The following is a 17,190-nucleotide window of genomic DNA, read 5'->3' as shown; positions in this document are numbered from 1 at the left end:
GTCGGGCCGACCGCCCCCGCGGCGGGGGGAGGGGATCTGCGCCGCGCCTGCCCGAACCCGAACACCGTCAGAGCGCCCGCACCCGCTGCACCAGCTCGCCGACGAGGCCGCGCGCCGTCCGGCCCTCGGCGGCCGCCCGCCAGGTCAGGCCGATCCGGTGGGAGAGGGCGTCGCGGGCCAGCTCCGCGACGTCCTCGGGCGTGACGTGGTCGCGCCCCCGCAGCCAGGCCCGGGCCTTGCCGGCCATCATCAGCGCCAGGGTGCCGCGGGGGGAGGCCGGGTGCTCGATCATGGCGCGCAGGTCCGGGGCGGCCGCGTCAGTGCGGGTCGCCGCCACCAGCCGGACGAGGTAGTCCTTGAGGGCCGGCGACACGTAGGTGGCGAGCGCCGCCTCCCGGGCGGCGCGCACGTCCGCCAGCGACAGCCGCACGGTCATCGCATCGACGTGGTGGGTGATCTCGCCCTCCACGAGGTCGAGGATCGCCCGCTCGGTGGTCTCGTCGGGCATGTCGACCACGACGTGGAGGAGGAAGCGGTCGAGCTGCGCCTCCGGCAGCGGGAAGGTGCCGGCATGCTCGATCGGGTTCTGGGTCGCCACGACCATGAACGGGTCGGACAGGCGGTGCGTCGTCCCCGAGACCGTCACCTGCCCTTCGGCCATGGATTCGAGGAGCGCCGACTGCACCTTCGGAGGGGCGCGGTTGACCTCGTCCACCAGCACGAGGGCGTGGAACAGCGGCCCGGGCAGGAACTCGAAGGTGCCGCTATCCTGGCGCCAGACGGTGGTGCCGGTGAGGTCGGCCGGCATCAGGTCCGGCGTGCACTGGATGCGCGCGAAGGAGCCGTCGAGGCCGTCGGCGAGGCGCTTGACCGCGCGGGTCTTGGCGAGCCCCGGCGCGCCCTCGATCAGCAGGTGCCCGCCGGTCAGGAGCCCGATCAGCAGGCGCTCCACGAGGCCGGCGCTGCCGATCAGGCCGCGCTCCAGCCCCTCGCGCAGCGCCATGACGCGGCCGTGCAGGGCGGCGTCGGGCGTGCTGCTGGACCCTTTGTCGGGTGCAGTGTCGGGCCTGCGTTCGGCGAGGGCGCCGCTCGTGGCGCCGCTCATGCGGAGAACGATCCGGCGCGGAGCGGATCCGCCCGTCGGGCCATGTCCCGGGCCATGTTCCGGGCCTTGTCCTGGGCCGTGTGCTGCATCCTGCACGTCTCCTCGGCCGGGTCCCGGATTCTTAAGGGATCCTCAGGCTCTTGCCGGTGTGCCCGCTGCCCGGTGCGGCCGTCAATCCCGCTTCGGACACGCTTTCCGATCCCGCCCGGGCCATGGTGTCACGGTTCCGTCACCTCTCCGCTCCCATGAGACGCCGGATGACCAGCTACGCCGCCCTCCCCGAAGAACTGAAATCCGCGATCGGCCTGCTCGTGGCCTTCGTGCTCGGCACGATCATCGGGGCCGAGCGGCAGTACCGGCAGCGCACCGCGGGCCTGCGCACGGCGGTGCTGGTCGCGGTCGGGGCGAGCGCCTTCGTGGATCTCGGCATGCGCCTGACCGGTCCGGACGGGGGCGTCCGGACCGTGGCCTACGTGATCTCCGGCATCGGCTTCCTCGGCGCCGGCGTGATCATGAAGGAGGGGATGAACGTCCGCGGCCTCAACACGGCCGCGACCCTGTGGTGCTCGGCCGCGGTCGGGGCCTTCTGCGGCGCCGACCTGCCCCTGGAGGCGGTGTTCGTGATGGTGACGGTGCTCGCCTGCAACACCGCGCTCCGGCCGCTGGTGAACGCCATCAACCGCGCGCCGATCCGCGAATCCGCCACCGAGGCGACCTACGAGGTCCAGGTCACCACGGCGCCCGGCGAGGCCGGGCCGGCCCAGGACATGCTGGTGGAGCGCCTGGAGGCGGCGAACTACCCGGTCGGCAGCGTCGAGATCGAGGAGCGCGGCGAGAGCGCGGTCGACGTGGTGGCGACGCTCACGGCCAGCGCCGTCAAGGCGGAGGAACTCGACGCCGTGACCAACGAGCTGGCCCGCATGCCCGGCATCCGCCACGCCACGTGGTCGGTGCAGACCGCCGACTGAGCGCGGCGCGCGGGCGGGGCGGCGATCCCGAGGGCGCGCCCTCCGGCGGGTGACCCGGGCCGTCAGCGACGCGGGTCGAGGGGCCGGCTGCGGCGCTCGATCACCACGGTCGGGCGCGTGCGGCGCTCCACCACCACGGTGCGCGGGGCCCGGCTCGGACTCGCCTGGGTCAGGATCCGCTCGGGGGTGCGCTCCGGCTTGGCCTTCTTGGCCGCTAGGACGTGGGGGCGGACCTCGTCGGCCGGCAGGCCCATCAGGCCGGCGGCGATCTCGACCTGCTGCTCCACGTCGTCCGCGAGGTCCTGCGCGGCGGCGACCGCCTCGCTCACGGTGGGCGGCTCGCGGCGGACGCGGATCGGTGGCAGGTCGGCGAAGCTCTTCTGCGTCTTCTTCACGGGGCGACTCGCAGTCTTCATGCACCAGACATAGCGCCTTCCGGACAGGTTGTGCAGTGCATCAAAAACGTGTGATGGGCGCCTCCCGCACATGTCTCGCCGGCGGATAGCGCGGGGGAGACGCGGAGCTGACGCGCAGTGGCGCGGCTGTGAGGCCGGCTGCCGCGCGCTTGGGCAGGCTCGGGCCGCTTCGGGCATCCGGTGCCCGATCTGCCGGAGTTTCGGGCGACCCCGCGGGCCAGTGCCGGCTGCTCCGGTCCGGAGACGCGCCTCCGTGCGTCATAGTGGCGCGGTCCGGCGAGCCCGCGCTTACCTGCGCTTCAGCCCGGCATGGTAGGGTTCGCGGATGACCGAGAGCCTCGATCCCCGGCTGACCCCGGCCCGGCCGCACGTCGCCGATCTCCGCTTGCGGGACCGCGTCGCGGCGGCGCGCTACGTTGCCGGCACGCCGCGGCGGGTGACATCGCCGTCGGCGCCGCTGCGCCGCGCGCCCGCCGCCGACGCGGGGCTCGACACCGAGGCGCTGCTGGGCGACGCGGTCGACCTCTACGACACGGCGGACGGCTTCGCCTTCGTGCAGCTCGCCCGCGACGGCTACGTCGGCTACCTGCCGGCCGAAAGCCTCGGTCCGGCCGATCCGGAGCCGACGCACCGCGTCACCGCCCTGCGCACCTTCCTGTATCCCGAGCCGGACCTGAAGCGGCCGGTCCTCGGCCATCTCAGCCTCGGCGCACGCCTCGCCGCGACGGGGGAGGCTGGCGCCTACCTGGAGACGCCGGGCGGCTACGTGTTCGCCCGCCACTGCGCGCCCGTCGACGCGCGCGAGCCGGACTACGCCGCGACGGCCGCGCGGCTCGCCGGGACCCCCTATCTCTGGGGCGGCCGCACCAGCCTCGGGCTCGACTGCTCCGGCCTCGTGCAGCTCTGCCTCGACGCGGCGGGGCTGCCCTGCCCGCGCGACGCCGACATGCAGGAGCGGACCCTCGGGCAGGCGCTGACGTTCGACCCCGCGCGCCCGGAGGTCGCGGGCCTGCGCCGGGGCGACTTCGTCTTCTGGCGCGGCCATGTCGGGCTGATGGTCGATCCCGAGACGCTGATCCACGCCAACGGCCACCACATGGCGGTCGCCGCGGAGCCGCTCGCCGGGACGGTCGCCCGCATCGCGGCGCACAGCTTCGGCGCCGTGACGGGGATCCGGCGGCTCTGAGGGAAGCCGGCGCGGGTCCCATTCCCGCGGCAATCGTGCTACAGAGGGGCCACGGAGCGGCTCCGCTTCCCTCTTCCCGCCCGGTTCCTGGGCCAGTCCTGTTGACAGGACAGCCCCGCCCTCGCCACATCCCCCGCATGACCGCCGATATCGCGACCCCCGAGCCCGTCCCGGGCACCGCCGGCAAGCCGCCGCTGGAGATCCTGCTCTGCGCCCCGCGCGGCTTCTGCGCCGGCGTGGTGCGGGCCATCGACGTCGTGGAGCGGGCGCTCGCCATCTACGGGCCGCCCGTCTACGTCCGCCACGAGATCGTGCACAACAAGTACGTCGTGGAGAGCCTGAAGCGGAAGGGCGCCGTGTTCGTCCGCGAACTCGACGAGGTGCCGGACGGCGGCGCCCCGGTGATCTTCTCCGCCCACGGGGTGGCCAAGACCGTCCCGGCCAACGCTGATTCGCGCGGGCTGACGACGATCGACGCCACCTGCCCGCTGGTGACCAAGGTCCACCGCGAGGCCGAGATCCACCACAAGCGCGGCCGCCACGTGCTGCTCGTCGGCCATTCCGGCCATCCCGAGGTGGTGGGCACGATGGGCCAGCTGCCCAAGGGCTCGATCACCCTCGTGGAGGATCTCGAGCAGATCGCGGCCCTGACCCCGGACAATCCCGACAACCTCGCCTGGGTCACCCAGACGACCCTGTCGGTCGACGACACCCGGCACATCGTCGAGGCCCTGAAGAAGAAGTTCCCGAACATCACCGGGCCGCACAAGGACGACATCTGCTACGCCACCACCAACCGCCAGGAGGCGGTGAAGCAGGTGGCGCCGCTGGTCGACGCCCTGATCGTGGTCGGCTCGTCGAACTCGTCGAACTCGCAGCGCCTGCGCGAGGTCGCCGAGCGCGTCGGCTGCCCGATCACCCGCCTCGTGCTCCGCGCCGAGGAGATCGACTGGCCGGCCTTCGAAGGCATCCGCAAGCTCGGCCTCACGGCCGGCGCCTCGGCCCCCGAGGTCCTGGTCGAGGAGATCATCGACGCCTTCGCGGCCCGCTACGACGTGATGGTCGACACGGTCTCGACCGTGATCGAGGACATGGTCTTCCCGCTGCCGCGGGAGCTGCGCAGCGAGGCCGCCGAGTAGGCGGTCCGGTCCGACAGCGCCGACGCCCCGGGCTCGGGGCGCGCGGCAGGCTTTATGCGGGGGCGCTTCGGCGCCCCTTGCCGTATCGAACTTTCGACATCAGAGCGCAGACACGTGGCCGTCTACACCGAGGTATCCGACGCGGCGCTCGCCGAGTTCCTGTCCGCCTACGCGATCGGCAGCCTGCTCTCCTTCAAAGGCATCGCGGAGGGCGTCGAGAACTCGAACTTCTTCCTGCACACGACCGAGGGCGCCTACATCCTGACGCTCTACGAGAAGCGCGTCCGGGAACAGGACCTGCCGTTCTTCATCGGGCTGATGGAGCATCTCTCGGCCCGCGGCCTCGCCTGCCCGCAGCCCGTGCGCGACCGGGCTGGCCAAGCCCTCGGCCAGCTCTGTGGCCGGCCCGCCGCCATCGTGAGCTTCCTGGAGGGGGTCTCGGTCAAGGCGCCGGGCGTCGAGCATTGCCGGGAACTCGGCCGGGCCCTCGCGGAGTTGCACGCCGCCGGCCGGGACTTCCCGATGGTGCGGGACAACAATCTCTCGGTGTCCGCGTGGCGCCCGCTCTTCGCGCAGGCCGAGGCCCAGGCCGATTCGGTCGAGCCCGGCCTCGCGGCGCGCACCCGGTCGGACCTCGCCGTCCTGGAGGCGCATTGGCCCCGGGACCTGCCGGGCGGTGTGATCCACGCGGACCTGTTCACCGACAACGTCTTCTTCATCGGCGACGCGCTGTCGGGCTTGATCGACTTCTACTTCGCCTGCACGGACGCCTTCGCGTACGACCTCGCGGTCTGCCTGAACGCGTGGTGCTTCGACCCCGACGGCACCTTCCACCGCGACATGGCCGCCGCGCTGATCGCCGGCTACGAGGCCGTGCGGCCCCTGGAGGCCGCCGAGGTCGCGGCCCTGCCGATCCTGTGCCGGGGCGCCGCGCTCCGCTTCATGCTCACCCGGCTGGTCGATTGGCTGAACGTGCCCCCGGGCGCCCTGGTGAAGCCGAAGGACCCGCGGGAATTCGATCGCCGGCTCACCTTTCACCGCCAGGCGCGGGACGCCCGCGATTACGGCCGGGCGGGCTGAGACGCGGATGAGCCGGCGACCCGCTGGACAACCGGGTCGATCCATCCGCCACGACCGGTTTGACAGGGCCGAACCCCGTCACCGCGAGCGCAGCGACGTGACCCAAGGTGGCGCGACGCTCGTCGCCGTGGCGCTGCCCTGGATCGCTTCGCTGCACGCGCACTGACGGCTGGGGCGCAGGGGGCGTCAGGCGGCCGCACCGCTTCGGGACGGGGAGGCGCGAAACCGCCGACCCTCGCGTTCGAACGAATCGTCGGGCCGCTCAGTCGGTCTCGCCGTCCAGACCCAGCCAGTGGCGGCCGTCGCGGGCGAGCAGCGCGTCGGCCTCCGTCGGGCCGGCGCTGCCCGCGGGGTAGAAGTTCACCTCCGCCTGCGGCCAGCCCTTGAGCAGGGGATCGACCGCGGCCCAGCCGGCCTCGATGTTGTCGGCGCGCTGGAACAGCGTCGCGTCGCCGGTCATGCAATCGTAGAGCAGCGTCTCGTAGCCGACATTCGGCCGGTCGGCGAAGAAGTCCTTGTAGCGGAAGCCGGAGCGCACCCGGCCGATCTTCATCTGCGGCCCCGGCACCTTGACGTTGAACTCGGTGCTGACCCCGTGATCGGGATCGATCTGGATCCGCATCACGGTGGGCGCGAGGTCGGCCGTGGGGGTGTCCTCGAACATCTTGAACGGCGCCGGCTTGAACAGCACGGCGATCTCGGTGCGCCGCCCGGTCATGCGCTTGCCGGTGCGGACGTAGAACGGCACCCCGGCCCAGCGCCAGTTCTCGATGCTGAGCTTCAACGCGATGTAGGTCTCGGTGACCGAGTCCTTCGCCACGTGCGGCTCGTCCCGGTAGGCGGGCACGTCGCGCCCCTCCGAGGTGCCGGCCGTGTACTGGCCGCGCACCGCGTCCTCGGGCGGGATCGGCTTCACGGCCTCGGCGAGCTTGGCCTTCTCGGTGCGCACGGCCTCCGCGTCGAAGGAGTTCGGCGGCTCCATGGCGACCATGCAGAGCAGCTGGAACATGTGGTTCGGCACCATGTCGCGCAGCGCCCCGGTCGGCTCGTAGAAGCCGCCCCGCTCCTCGACGCCCACGGTCTCGGCCGCCGTGATCTGGATGCTGTCGATGTATTCCCGCCGCCAGACCGGCTCCAGCAGGCCGTTGGCGAAGCGGAACGCCATGATCGACTGAACGGTCTCCTTACCCAGGAAGTGGTCGATCCGGTAGAACTGGCTCTCGTCGCCCTGGCGCAGGATGCGGGCGTTCAGCTCCCGGGCCGAGGCGAGATCGGAGCCGAACGGCTTCTCGATGACCACGCGGCGGAAGGTGTCGCCCTCCTGCTTGAGCAGGCCGGCCTGGCCGAGCCCGTCCACGATCGTCCCGAAGAAGCGCGCCGCCACCGCGCAGTAGAACACCGCGCTGCCGGTGACCCGCTGCTTCACGGCCGCGTAGGTCTCGGGCTTCTCGAAATCGCCCTTGAGGTAGTGGAGCCGATCCCGGATGAAGCCCCAGCTCTTCGGGTCGATGTGGTCGGCGTGGAACTCCGAGGTCGGGTCCTTGCTGAACGCCTCCAGGGTCTGGGTGAGATTCTCGCGGAGCGATTCGTCCGTCCCGTCATTGTGATCGATGCCGAGGATCGAGAAGCCCTCGGACAGCAGGCCGGCGCCGGCGAGGTTGTAGAGCGAGGGCATCAGCAGGCGCTTGGTGAGGTCGCCGCCAGCCCCGAAGATCACCAGCGTGCAGGGCGGCGCCGGCTGCGTGCCGCAGGCTGCCGTGTCCTTGAGGGCTGTCGTCGGCTCGGCCATCCCTGACTCCCGTGTGGCTGCACTGCACCAAACCGGCCTGACAACCCGCCGCGGCGAGGCCCGTTCCGGTACCCGCTGGGCTATGCTGCGCCGAGGTTAGGATCAAGGAACCCCGCATGCATACCCATTCCCTCGAGCCCTGGGCCCACAGCCACGTCTTCCTGGGCGACCGGCACGATCGGCACGCCCGCCGGACCTGGGCGGTGGTCGCGCTCACGGCCGTCACGATGGTGGCGGAGGTCGCCGGCGGCACGTGGCTCGGCTCGATGGCGCTGGTCGCCGACGGCTGGCACATGTCGACCCACGCGGCGGCCCTGGGCGTCGCGGCGCTCGCCTACCACTTCGCCCGGCGCCACGCGGACGACCCCCGCTTCAGCTTCGGCACCGGCAAGTTCGGCGACCTCGCGGCCTTCGCCAGCGCGCTGCTGCTCGGCCTGATCGCCCTGCTGATCGGCGCCGAGAGCCTCGACCGGCTGCTGCACCCGGTGGCGATCGGCTTCGGTCAGGCGATCCCGATCGCCGTGCTGGGGCTCGCCGTGAACCTCGCGAGCGTCTGGCTGCTGCACGACGACCACGACGACCACGGCCACGACGACCACGCTCACCATCACGGAGGCCACGCGCACGGAGGTCACGCGCACGGAGGTCACGCGCACGCGGGCCACGCGCATGGCGGCCACGGCGGCCACGACACGAACTTCCGGGCCGCCTACGTCCACGTCCTGGCCGACACGCTGACGTCGGTCCTGGCCATCGTGGCGCTGCTCGGCGGGCGCTATCTCGGCCTCGCCTGGCTCGACCCGGCCATGGGCCTCGTCGGCACCGCCGTGATCCTGGCGTGGTCGTGGAGCCTGCTGCGGACGGCCGCCCTCGTGCTCCTCGACGCACGGTCCTCGCCGGCGGCCACCCGGGAGATCCGGGAGCGCCTGGAGATCGGCGGCGACCGGGTCAGCGACCTGCATCTCTGGCAGATCGGGCCGGGCCACCGGGCCGCCGTGATCGCCCTCGTCAGCGACGATCCGCAACCGCCCGCCCACTACAAGGCGCGCCTCGCCGGGGTGAAGGGCCTGAGCCACGTCACCGTCGAGGTCCAGCTCTGCGGGGGGCACGCGGCGGCGGCCTGACGGTCCCGCGCGGGCGCTCGGCCCGGCGGCCGCTACTCGTCGGGGCGGACCGCCTGGCCGCCCCGGTCGATCGGCAGGCTCGGGCCCTTCAGCTCGGAATCGCTCGGCAGGGCGCGCACGTCCCAGCCGCCGCCGAGCGCCCGGATCAGCGTGACCGCCGCAGTGAAGCGGTTCAGTCGCACCTGAAGGGCGTTGACCTCGTTGTTCACGAGCAGGTTCTGCGCGGTCACCACCGTGGTGAAGTTCTGGGTGCCGGCCCGGTACTCGTTGAGGGTGATCTCCACGGCCCTGCGCGACAGGTCCACGGCGGTGTCCTGCGCCCCCTGCTGCTGGCCGAGGATGCGCAAAGCCGCCATCTGGTTCTCGACCTCCGCGAAGGCGGCCAGCACCACCTGCCGGTAATTGGCCACCGCCGCGTCGTAGCCGGCCTCGGCCGAGCGCAGCGCCGCGGTGCGGGCGCCGCCGTCGAACAGCACCTCGCTGCCGGAGGCCGCCACCGACCAGACCTGGTTGGCCGCTGAGAGCAGGCCGTTGCGGGTCGCCCCCGAGATGCCGCCCTGGGCCGAGATCGTCACGGTCGGGAAGAAGGCCGCCACCGCCACGCCGATGCGCTCGCTCTGCGATTGGACGAGGCGCTCGGCCTGGGCCACGTCGGGCCGCCGCTCCAGCAGGTCGCCGGGGATGCCCACCGGCACGCCCGGCGGGCTGCGCCCGATGCCGGATACCGGGATCGACACCTCGGAGGGCGGCCGCCCGATCAGGGTGGCGATGGCGTTGACGAACTGCACCCGGGTCAGGCGCACCGCGATGGCCTGGGCCTGGATGGTCTGGACCTGGGTCTGCGCGGTGATCACGTCGGAGCGCGCCGCGACCCCGGCGGCGTACTGGTTCTCGGTGATCGCCAGGGTCCTCTTGAAGTTCTCGACGTTCTCGTCGAGCACCTTCTGGAGGGAATCGGCGTAGCGCACCGTCAGGTAGTCGGCCGCGATCTCCGCCTGGATGCTCAGGCGGGTCAGCGCGATCGTGGCGGCGTCGGACTGCGCCAGGGCCGCCTCGCTCTCGATGGTGCGGCGCGTGCCGCCGAACAGGTCGAGCTCCCAGCTCGCCTGGCCCAGCAGCGCCACGTTGGTTCGCGTGGCTGTGCCGCTGCCGGTCCGGGTGATGCTCGGCGCGCCGATCACCGTCGGGTACAGGGCCGCCTGCGCGGAGGCGACGAGCGCCCGCGCCTGCCGGTAATTCGCCACCGCCTGCCGGAGGGACTGGTTGTCGACGTCGACGAGGCGGATCAGCCGGTCGAGGGTCGGGTCCTTGAACACCCGCCACCAGTCGCCGCGCTCGACCGCGTCGCTCGGCCGGGCCTCGCGCCAGCCCTTCTTCCGCGCCGCGACGTAGGCCGGGCTGTCCTCCCGGACACCGCCCTGCTTGTAGGCCAGCGGCGTCTCCACGGAGGGTCGGGTGTAGTCCGGGCCGACCACGCAGCCGGCGAGGAGCGGGGCGGCGAGGAGCAGGGATGCGAGGGTGCGGAGCCGTTGATGGGTAAAAAGCGCACCTCCCACCCTGAACCTCATCCTGAGGTGCCGGAGCGTAGCGGAGGCCTCGAAGGAGCCCTCCAGGAATCGCGCGCCTGGCTGGAGCCCTCCTTCGAGGCTGCTGCGCAGCACCTCAGGATGAGGAGGTGGGTTGGAGGAACCCCCGCGCGCGATCGCGGCCGCCGCTGTTTCACGTGAAACCTTAACCATCACTCTCCGGCCGGCAGCGCCGCTTCTCCGCTCCGCCCGCCGCGCCTGCGCCGGTTGAGCACCCTGTGCCGGAGGCGATCGAGGGTGAGGTAGACGACAGGGGTGGTGTAGAGGGTCAGGATCTGGCTCACAATCAGCCCGCCGACGATGGCGATGCCCAGCGGGCGGCGCAGCTCCGCGCCCTCGCCGTTGGCCAGGATCAGCGGCACGGCGCCGAGCATGGCGGCCAGCGTCGTCATCATGATCGGCCGGAAGCGCAGGAGACAGGCCTCGCGGATCGCGTCCACGGGATTCGCGGCCCGGGTCCGCTCCGCGTCGATCGCCACGTCGATCATCATGATCGCGTTCTTCTTCACGATGCCGATGAGCAGGAACACCGCGATCAGCGCGATGATGGTGAAGTCGGTGCCCGTCACCAGCAGGGCCAGCACCGCGCCGACGCCGGCCGAGGGCAGGGTCGAGAGGATCGTCAGCGGGTGCACGAAGCTCTCGTAGAGGATCCCCAGCACCGCGTAGACCGCCAGGATCGCCGCCAGGATCAGCAGCGGCTGGCGCGACGCGGAGGCGACGTAGTTCTTGGCCGCGCCGGCATACTCGCCGTGGATCGTGGCGGGCAGCTGCAGGGAGGCCATGGCCCGGTCGATGGCGTCGGTGGCGTCCGACAGGCTCTTGCCCGGGGCGAGGTTGAACGAGATCGTGGTCGCCACGAACAGGCCCTGGTGGCTCACCTGCACGGGGGCGCTGCCGGGCTCGATCCGCGCGAAGGCCGAGAGCGGCACCATCGTCTCCTTGGCGGCCGAGACCGGCGCGCTCGACGAGGCGCCGCCCTTGCTCGCCGCGATGGCGTTGGCGGAGGCGTTGCGGGCCGAGTCGGACGCGATGGCGGCGGCGTTCGAGGCGGTGTCGGCCGTGCTGGCGGAGGCGGCGGCGGCCGCCGCCGCGACGGCGCCCGCGGTGCCCGAGCCGCCGACGGCGCCGGAGCCCGTGGCGACGCCGGTCGCGGCGCTCGCCGACGACCCGCTGCCCGGGCTGCTGGTGCCGGTCGCCGCGTTGGTGTTGACGGTCCCGCCCGCCGCCACCGTGCCGGCGACCGCGTTGGTGGTGGCCGAGCCCGGCGCGTTGCCGCCCGAGGTCGAGACGTAGATCTGCTTGAGCGTCTCCGGCGTTTCCAGGTAGCGCGGCGCGATCTCCATCACGACGTGGTACTGGTTCAGCGGGTTGTAGATCGTCGAGACCTGGCGCTGGCCGAAGGCGTCGTAGAGGGTGTTGTCGATCTTGTTCGGCGTGATGCCGTAGCGGAACGCGGTCGCCCGGTCGATCACGACCCGGCTCTCCAACCCGCCCTCCTGCTGGTCCGAGGTCACGTCCGCGAAGGTCGGGTCCTTCTGCAGGGCCGCCACCAGCTTCGGGGCGGCGGCGAACAGCTCCTCGGCCGTGTCGCCCTGGAGGGTGTACTGGTACTGGGCGAAGCTCTGGCGGCCGCCCATCTGCAGGTCCTGGCGGGGGAAGACGTAGAGGCGCGCGCCCGCGACCTGCGCGAGCTTCGGCCGCAGCCGCGCCATCACGGCCGAGATCGGCGCCCGCTCGTTGAGCGGCTTCAGGCCGACGAAGACGTTGGCCGAGTTGGTGCCGCGGCCGCCCGTGAAGCCGACGACGCTCTCGACCGCCGGATCCGCCCCGACGATCGCGGTCGCCTGCGTGAGCTTCTTCTCCATCGACTGGAACGAGATGCGCTGGTCGGCCTGGATGCCGCCCATCATCTGCCCGGTATCCTGCTCGGGGAAGAAGCCCTTCGGGACGATGATGTAGAGGTAGACGTTGAGCCCGACCGTGGCGAGCAGGCTCAACAGGACGAGGCGCGGATGGGCGAGCGCCACCTCCAGCGTCCGCGCGTAGGCCCCGAGCAGCCGGGCGAAGCCGCCCTCCAAAATCCGGATCAGCAGGTTCGGCCGGCGGCCGGCCGGCGGTTCGCCATTGGGGCCATGCCCCTCGGCCCGGAGCAGCCGGGCACACATCATCGGCGTGGTCGTGAGCGAGAGCACCAAGGAAATCAGGATCGACAGCGACAGGGTGACGGAGAATTCCTGGAAGATGCGGCCGACGAGGCCGCCCATCAGCAGGATCGGCAGGAACACCGCGATGAGTGACAGGCTCATCGAGATCACCGTGAACCCGACCTCCCGCGCGCCGATCAGCGCCGCCTGGAGCCGGGGCTTGCCCTCCTCGATGTGCCGCTGGACGTTCTCCAGCACCACGATGGCGTCGTCGACCACGAAGCCGGTGCCGATGATCAGCGCGGTCAGCGACAGGATGTTGAGCGAGTAGCCGAGCAGATACATCGCCGAGAAGGTGCCGACGATCGAGATCGGCACGGCGACCGCCGGGATCAGCGTGGCCCGCCAGGAGCGCAGGAAGCCGTACACCACCAGGATGACGAGGCCGACCGCCACCAGCAGCGTCTCCTCGGTGGCCGCGAGGGAGGCGCGGATCGTGGCGCTGCGATCGCCGGTGAGCTTGATGTCGATGCCGCCGGGCAGGGAGGCGGTGATCTGCGGCAGCGCCTCCTTCACGGCGTTGATGGTCTCGACCACGTTGGCGCCGGGCTGCTTGTAGACGAACAGCAGCACGCCCGGCTTGCCGTTGACGATGCCGAGGTTGCGCTTGTCCTCGACCCCGTCGAGCACCTGCCCGACATCGGTGAGCTTCACCGCGGCGCCGTTGCGGTAGGCCACGATGATGTCGCGGTAATCGGCGGCCTTGCGGCCCTGATCGTTGGCGTAGAGCTGGTAGCGGCGGTCGCCCGCGTCGATCTCGCCCTTGGGCGAGTTCGCGTTCGCGGAGGCGAGCGCGGCCCGGATGCCCTCGAGGCCGATGCCGTAGTTGAACAGGGCCGTGGGATCGAGCTCGACCCGCACGGCCGGCAGGGACGAGCCGCCGATATCGACGTTGCCGACGCCCGGCAGCTGCGACAGCTTCTGCTGCACCACGGTGGCGGCGGAATCGTAGACCTGGCCGCGGGTCAGCGTCTCCGAGGTCATGCCGAGGATGATGATCGGCGTGTCGGCGGGGTTGAACTTCCGGTAGGTCGGGTTCTGCCGGAGCGACGCGGGCAGGTCGGCGCGCGCCGCGTTGATGGCGGCCTGGACGTCGCGGGCCGCGCCGTCGATGTCGCGGTTGAGGCCGAACAGCAGCACGATCCGGGTCGAGCCGAGGGAGTTCGTGGACGTCATCTCGTTGACGTCCGCGATGGCGCCGAGCCGCCGCTCCAGGGGCGCCGCCACGGTGGTGGCCATGGTGTCGGGCGAGGCGCCGGCCATCTGGGCCTGGACGAGGATCACCGGGAAGTCGATCTGCGGCAGCGGCGCCACCGGCAGCTTCAGGAAGGCGAACAGCCCGGCGAGCAGCACGCCGATCGTGAGCAGCGTGGTCGCCACCGGCCGCCGGATGAACGGCTCGGAGATGTTCACGGCAGCGCCTCGCCGGGCGCGAGATCCGGCCCCCGCCGCCCCGAGATCCGCCGCTCCAGCCGGTCGAAGGCCAGGTAGATCACCGGCGTGGTGAACAGCGTCAGCACCTGGCTGACGATCAGGCCGCCCGCGATGCAGATGCCGAGCGGCTGGCGCAGCTCGGAGCCGACGCCGGTGCCGAGGATCAGCGGCACCGCCGCGAAGAGCGCCGCCAGCGTCGTCATCAGGATCGGCCGGAAGCGCAGCAGGCAGGCCTGGAAGATCGCCTCGCGGGGCTCGAGCCCGTCCTCGCGCTCCGCCTGGAGCGCGAAGTCGATCATCATGATGGCGTTCTTCTTCACGATGCCGATCAGCAGCACGATGCCGATCACCGCGATGATGTCGAGCGACAGGCCGAACAGCATCAGGCCGAGCAGCGCCCCGATCCCCGCCGACGGCAGGGTCGAGAGGATCGTGATCGGGTGGATGAAGCTCTCGTAGAGCACGCCCAGCACGATGTAGACGGTCACGATCGCCGCCAGGACCAGGAACAGCTCGTTGCCGAGCGCCGACTGGAAGGCGAAGACCGAGCCCTGCGGCACCACCCGGAACGAGGGCGGCAGGCCGATCTCGGCCTTGACCTTGTCGATCGCCTCGACCGCCTGCCCCAGCGCCGCGCCGGGGGCGAGGTTGAACGACACGGTGGTGGCCGGGAACTGGCCGAGATGGGAGATCAGCAGCGGCGCCCGCCGCTCGCTGATCCGCGCGACCGCCGAGAGCGGCACCTGCCCGTTGGTCGCCGTGGAGGAGGGCAGGTAGATCGCGTCGAGGCTGCGGAGCGTCGTGTGCAGCTTCGGGTCGGCCTCCAGGATCACCCGGTACTGGTTGGACTGGGTGAAGATCGTCGAGATGATCCGCTGGCCGAAGGCGTCGTAGAGGGCGTTGTCGATCGTCGCCGGGGTGATGCCGTAGCGGCCGGCGGTCGGCCGGTCGATGGTCACGTAGGCGGCGAGCCCCTGGCCCTGGTGGTCGCTCGCCACGTCGGTGACCACGGGCGACTTCGCCAGCGCCTCGGTGAAGCGCGGCACCCAGGTCTCGAAATCGTCGATGTTCGGGCTCTCCAGGATCACCTGGTACTGGGTCGCCGAGACCGCGGTGTCGATCGTCAGGTCCTGGACCGGCTGCATGTAGAGCCGCATGCCGGGCTGGTTGGCCGCCGCCGCCGAGATCCGCCGGATGATCGCGCTGGCCGTCGCGGTGCGCGCGTCCCGGGGCTTCAGGTTGATCAGCATCCGGCCGGAATTGAGCGTGACGTTCTGGCCGTCGACCCCGATGAACGACGACAGGCTGGCCACGTCCGGGTCCTTGAGGACGATCTCGGCCATCCGCTGCTGGCGCTCGGCCATGGCGGCGTAGGAGACCGACTGGTCGGCCTGGGTGATGCCCTGGATCACGCCCGTGTCCTGCACGGGGAAGAAGCCCTTCGGGATCACCGCGAACAGGTAGATCGTGAGCCCGAGCGTGCCGAGCGCCACCAGCAGGGTCAGGCCCTGGTGGTTGAGGACGACCCGCAGGGAGCGGCCGTAGGACTCGATCGTGCCGTCGATGGCGCGCCGGCCCAGGCGGGAGAGGACGCCCTCCCGGCGGCGGTGGCCGGCTTCCGGGACGTGCTTCAGGAGCCGCGCGCACAGCATCGGCACCAGCGTCAGCGAGACCACCGCCGAGATGATGATCGTGGCCGCCAGCGTGATGGCGAATTCGTGGAACAGCCGCCCGACCACGTCGCCCATGAACAGGAGCGGGATCAGCACGGCGATCAGCGAGACGGTCAGCGAGATGATGGTGAATCCGATCTCGCGGGAGCCCTTGAGCGCCGCCTCCAGGGGCGAGTCCCGGGCCTCCACGTGCCGGGCGATGTTCTCGATCACCACGATGGCGTCGTCGACCACGAAGCCGGTGGCGATGGTGAGCGCCATCAGCGACAGGTTGTCGAGGGAGAAGCCGTACAGGTCCATGACCGACAGGGCGCCGACCAGCGACAGCGGCACCGACAGGCTCGGGATCAGGGTCGCCGACAGGCTGCGCAGGAACAGGAAGATCACCAGCACCACGAGCGCGATGGCGAGGCCGAGCTCGAACTGCACGTCCTCCACGGAGGCGCGGATCGTGGTGGTCCGGTCGGTGAGCGGCGCCACCACGACGGCGGCCGGCAGGCTCGCCTGGAGCTGCGGCAGCAGCGACTTGATCTTGTCGACGGTCGCGATGACGTTGGCGCCGGGCTGGCGCTGGATGTTCAGGATCACCGCCGGCGTCGCGTCCGCCCAGGCGCCGAGCTTGGTGTTCTCCGGCCCCTCGACCACGTCGGCCACCTCCGAGAGCATCACCGGGGCGCCGTTGCGGTAGGCGATGATCGCCGCGTCGTAGGCCTTCGGGTCGCGGATCTGGTCGTTGGCGTTGATCGCGTAGGACTGCTTCGGCCCGTCGATCGTGCCCTTCGGCGTGTTGACGTTGAGGTTGGTGATGGTGGTGCGCAGGTCGTCGATGTTGAGCCCGTAGGCGGCGAGCGCCCGCGCGTTGAACCGGACCCGCACGGCCGGGCGCTGGCCGCCCGAGATGCTCACGAGGCCGACGCCCGCCACCTGGCTGATCTTCTGCGCGAGGCGCGACTCGGCGAGGTCGCGCACCTGGGTGAGCGGCAGGGTCTTGGAGGTGAGCGCCAGCGTCAGGACCGGCGCGTCGGCCGGGTTGACCTTCGCGTAGATCGGCGGCGCCGGCAGGTCGGAGGGCAGGAGGTTGCCGGCGGCGTTGATCGCCGCCTGGACCTGCTGCTCGGCGATGTCCAGCGGCAGGTCCAGGCTGAACTGCAGGGTGATGACCGAGGCGCCCGCGGAGGATTGCGAGGTCATCTGGTTGAGGTTGGCGAGCTGGCCGAACTGCCGCTCCAGCGGCGCCGTCACCGAGGAGGTCATCACCTCGGGGCTGGCGCCGGGATAGAAGGTCTGGACCTGGATCGTCGGGTAATCGACCGCCGGCAGCGCCGAGACGGGCAGGTTCAGGTACGACACGCCGCCGACGATCAGGATCGCCAGCATCAGCAGCGTCGTGGCCACCGGTCGCAGGATGAACAGGCGGGACGGGTTCATGACGCGCTCCCGTTATCCCTTCCCCCGCGGAGGGGGGAGAGGGAGCGTCGCGCCA

At 71.4% G+C, this 17,190-nt stretch carries 11 protein-coding genes; 5 read left to right on the top strand and 6 right to left on the bottom strand.

The genetic code is table 11. The features are described 5' to 3' along the window. Positions 1-67: 67 nt before the first annotated feature. Positions 68-1,105: a MoxR family ATPase gene (locus H288_RS0118335; RefSeq protein ID WP_020094037.1), complete on the bottom strand. Its 1,038-nt coding sequence runs from the start codon at positions 1,103-1,105 to the stop codon at positions 68-70. Between the two features lie 257 nt (positions 1,106-1,362). On the opposite strand from H288_RS0118335, the gene H288_RS0118325 reads away from it, so the two are divergent. After that, positions 1,363-2,073: an MgtC/SapB family protein gene (locus H288_RS0118325; RefSeq protein ID WP_020094035.1), complete on the top strand. Its 711-nt coding sequence runs from the start codon at positions 1,363-1,365 to the stop codon at positions 2,071-2,073. Between the two features lie 62 nt (positions 2,074-2,135). Here H288_RS0118325 and H288_RS0118320 read toward each other — a convergent pair whose 3' ends face one another. Continuing rightward, positions 2,136-2,468, bottom strand: a complete 333-nt coding sequence (locus H288_RS0118320; RefSeq protein WP_020094034.1) for a hypothetical protein — start codon at positions 2,466-2,468, stop codon at positions 2,136-2,138. A 346-nt stretch (positions 2,469-2,814) separates the two neighbouring features. Here H288_RS0118320 and H288_RS0118315 point away from each other — a divergent pair, with 346 nt between their 5' ends. From H288_RS0118315 to H288_RS0118305, 3 genes are all read left to right on the top strand, one after another. Further along, a complete protein-coding gene (locus tag H288_RS0118315) occupies positions 2,815-3,675 on the top strand; it encodes an NlpC/P60 family protein (RefSeq protein ID WP_020094033.1) in 861 nt (286 codons plus the stop codon). 137 nt (positions 3,676-3,812) lie between these two features. Further along, entirely contained in the window at positions 3,813-4,814 is a 1,002-nt protein-coding gene (gene ispH / locus H288_RS0118310) for a 4-hydroxy-3-methylbut-2-enyl diphosphate reductase (RefSeq protein ID WP_020094032.1), read from the top strand. A gap of 114 nt (positions 4,815-4,928) precedes the next feature. After that, the gene (locus H288_RS0118305; protein WP_020094031.1) at positions 4,929-5,894 is read left to right on the top strand and encodes a homoserine kinase; all 966 of its coding nucleotides are present in this window, start codon (positions 4,929-4,931) and stop codon (positions 5,892-5,894) included. Between the two features lie 262 nt (positions 5,895-6,156). On the opposite strand, the gene zwf is transcribed toward H288_RS0118305, so the two are convergent. Beyond that, complete coding sequence (zwf, locus tag H288_RS0118300; protein ID WP_020094030.1) at positions 6,157-7,683, bottom strand: glucose-6-phosphate dehydrogenase; 1,527 nt, start codon at positions 7,681-7,683, stop codon at positions 6,157-6,159. Positions 7,684-7,799: 116 nt separating this feature from the next. Here zwf and dmeF point away from each other — a divergent pair, with 116 nt between their 5' ends. Further along, on the top strand, positions 7,800-8,807 hold the full coding sequence (gene dmeF, locus H288_RS0118295) for a CDF family Co(II)/Ni(II) efflux transporter DmeF (RefSeq protein WP_020094029.1): 1,008 nt from the start codon (positions 7,800-7,802) through the stop codon (positions 8,805-8,807). A 32-nt stretch (positions 8,808-8,839) separates the two neighbouring features. On the opposite strand, the gene H288_RS0118290 is transcribed toward dmeF, so the two are convergent. The 3 genes from H288_RS0118290 to H288_RS0118280 form a co-directional block, all read right to left on the bottom strand. Further along, a complete protein-coding gene (locus H288_RS0118290) occupies positions 8,840-10,375 on the bottom strand; it encodes an efflux transporter outer membrane subunit (protein ID WP_181049183.1) in 1,536 nt (511 codons plus the stop codon). Positions 10,376-10,545: 170 nt separating this feature from the next. Continuing rightward, positions 10,546-14,013: an efflux RND transporter permease subunit gene (locus H288_RS0118285; protein WP_020094027.1), complete on the bottom strand. Its 3,468-nt coding sequence runs from the start codon at positions 14,011-14,013 to the stop codon at positions 10,546-10,548. Beyond that, on the bottom strand, positions 14,010-17,135 hold the full coding sequence (locus H288_RS0118280) for an MdtB/MuxB family multidrug efflux RND transporter permease subunit (RefSeq protein ID WP_020094026.1): 3,126 nt from the start codon (positions 17,133-17,135) through the stop codon (positions 14,010-14,012). Before H288_RS0118280 ends, H288_RS0118285 begins: the two co-directional genes overlap by 4 nt. Between the last annotated feature and the right edge of the window lie 55 nt (positions 17,136-17,190).

Origin of the sequence: Methylobacterium sp. 285MFTsu5.1, from assembly GCF_000383455.1 — a bacterium.
In the GTDB taxonomy this organism is placed as follows: Bacteria; Pseudomonadota; Alphaproteobacteria; order Rhizobiales; family Beijerinckiaceae; genus Methylobacterium.
The sequence above is the reverse complement of the archived record's forward strand: the minus strand, read 5'-3'. Positions and strand labels throughout refer to the sequence as shown.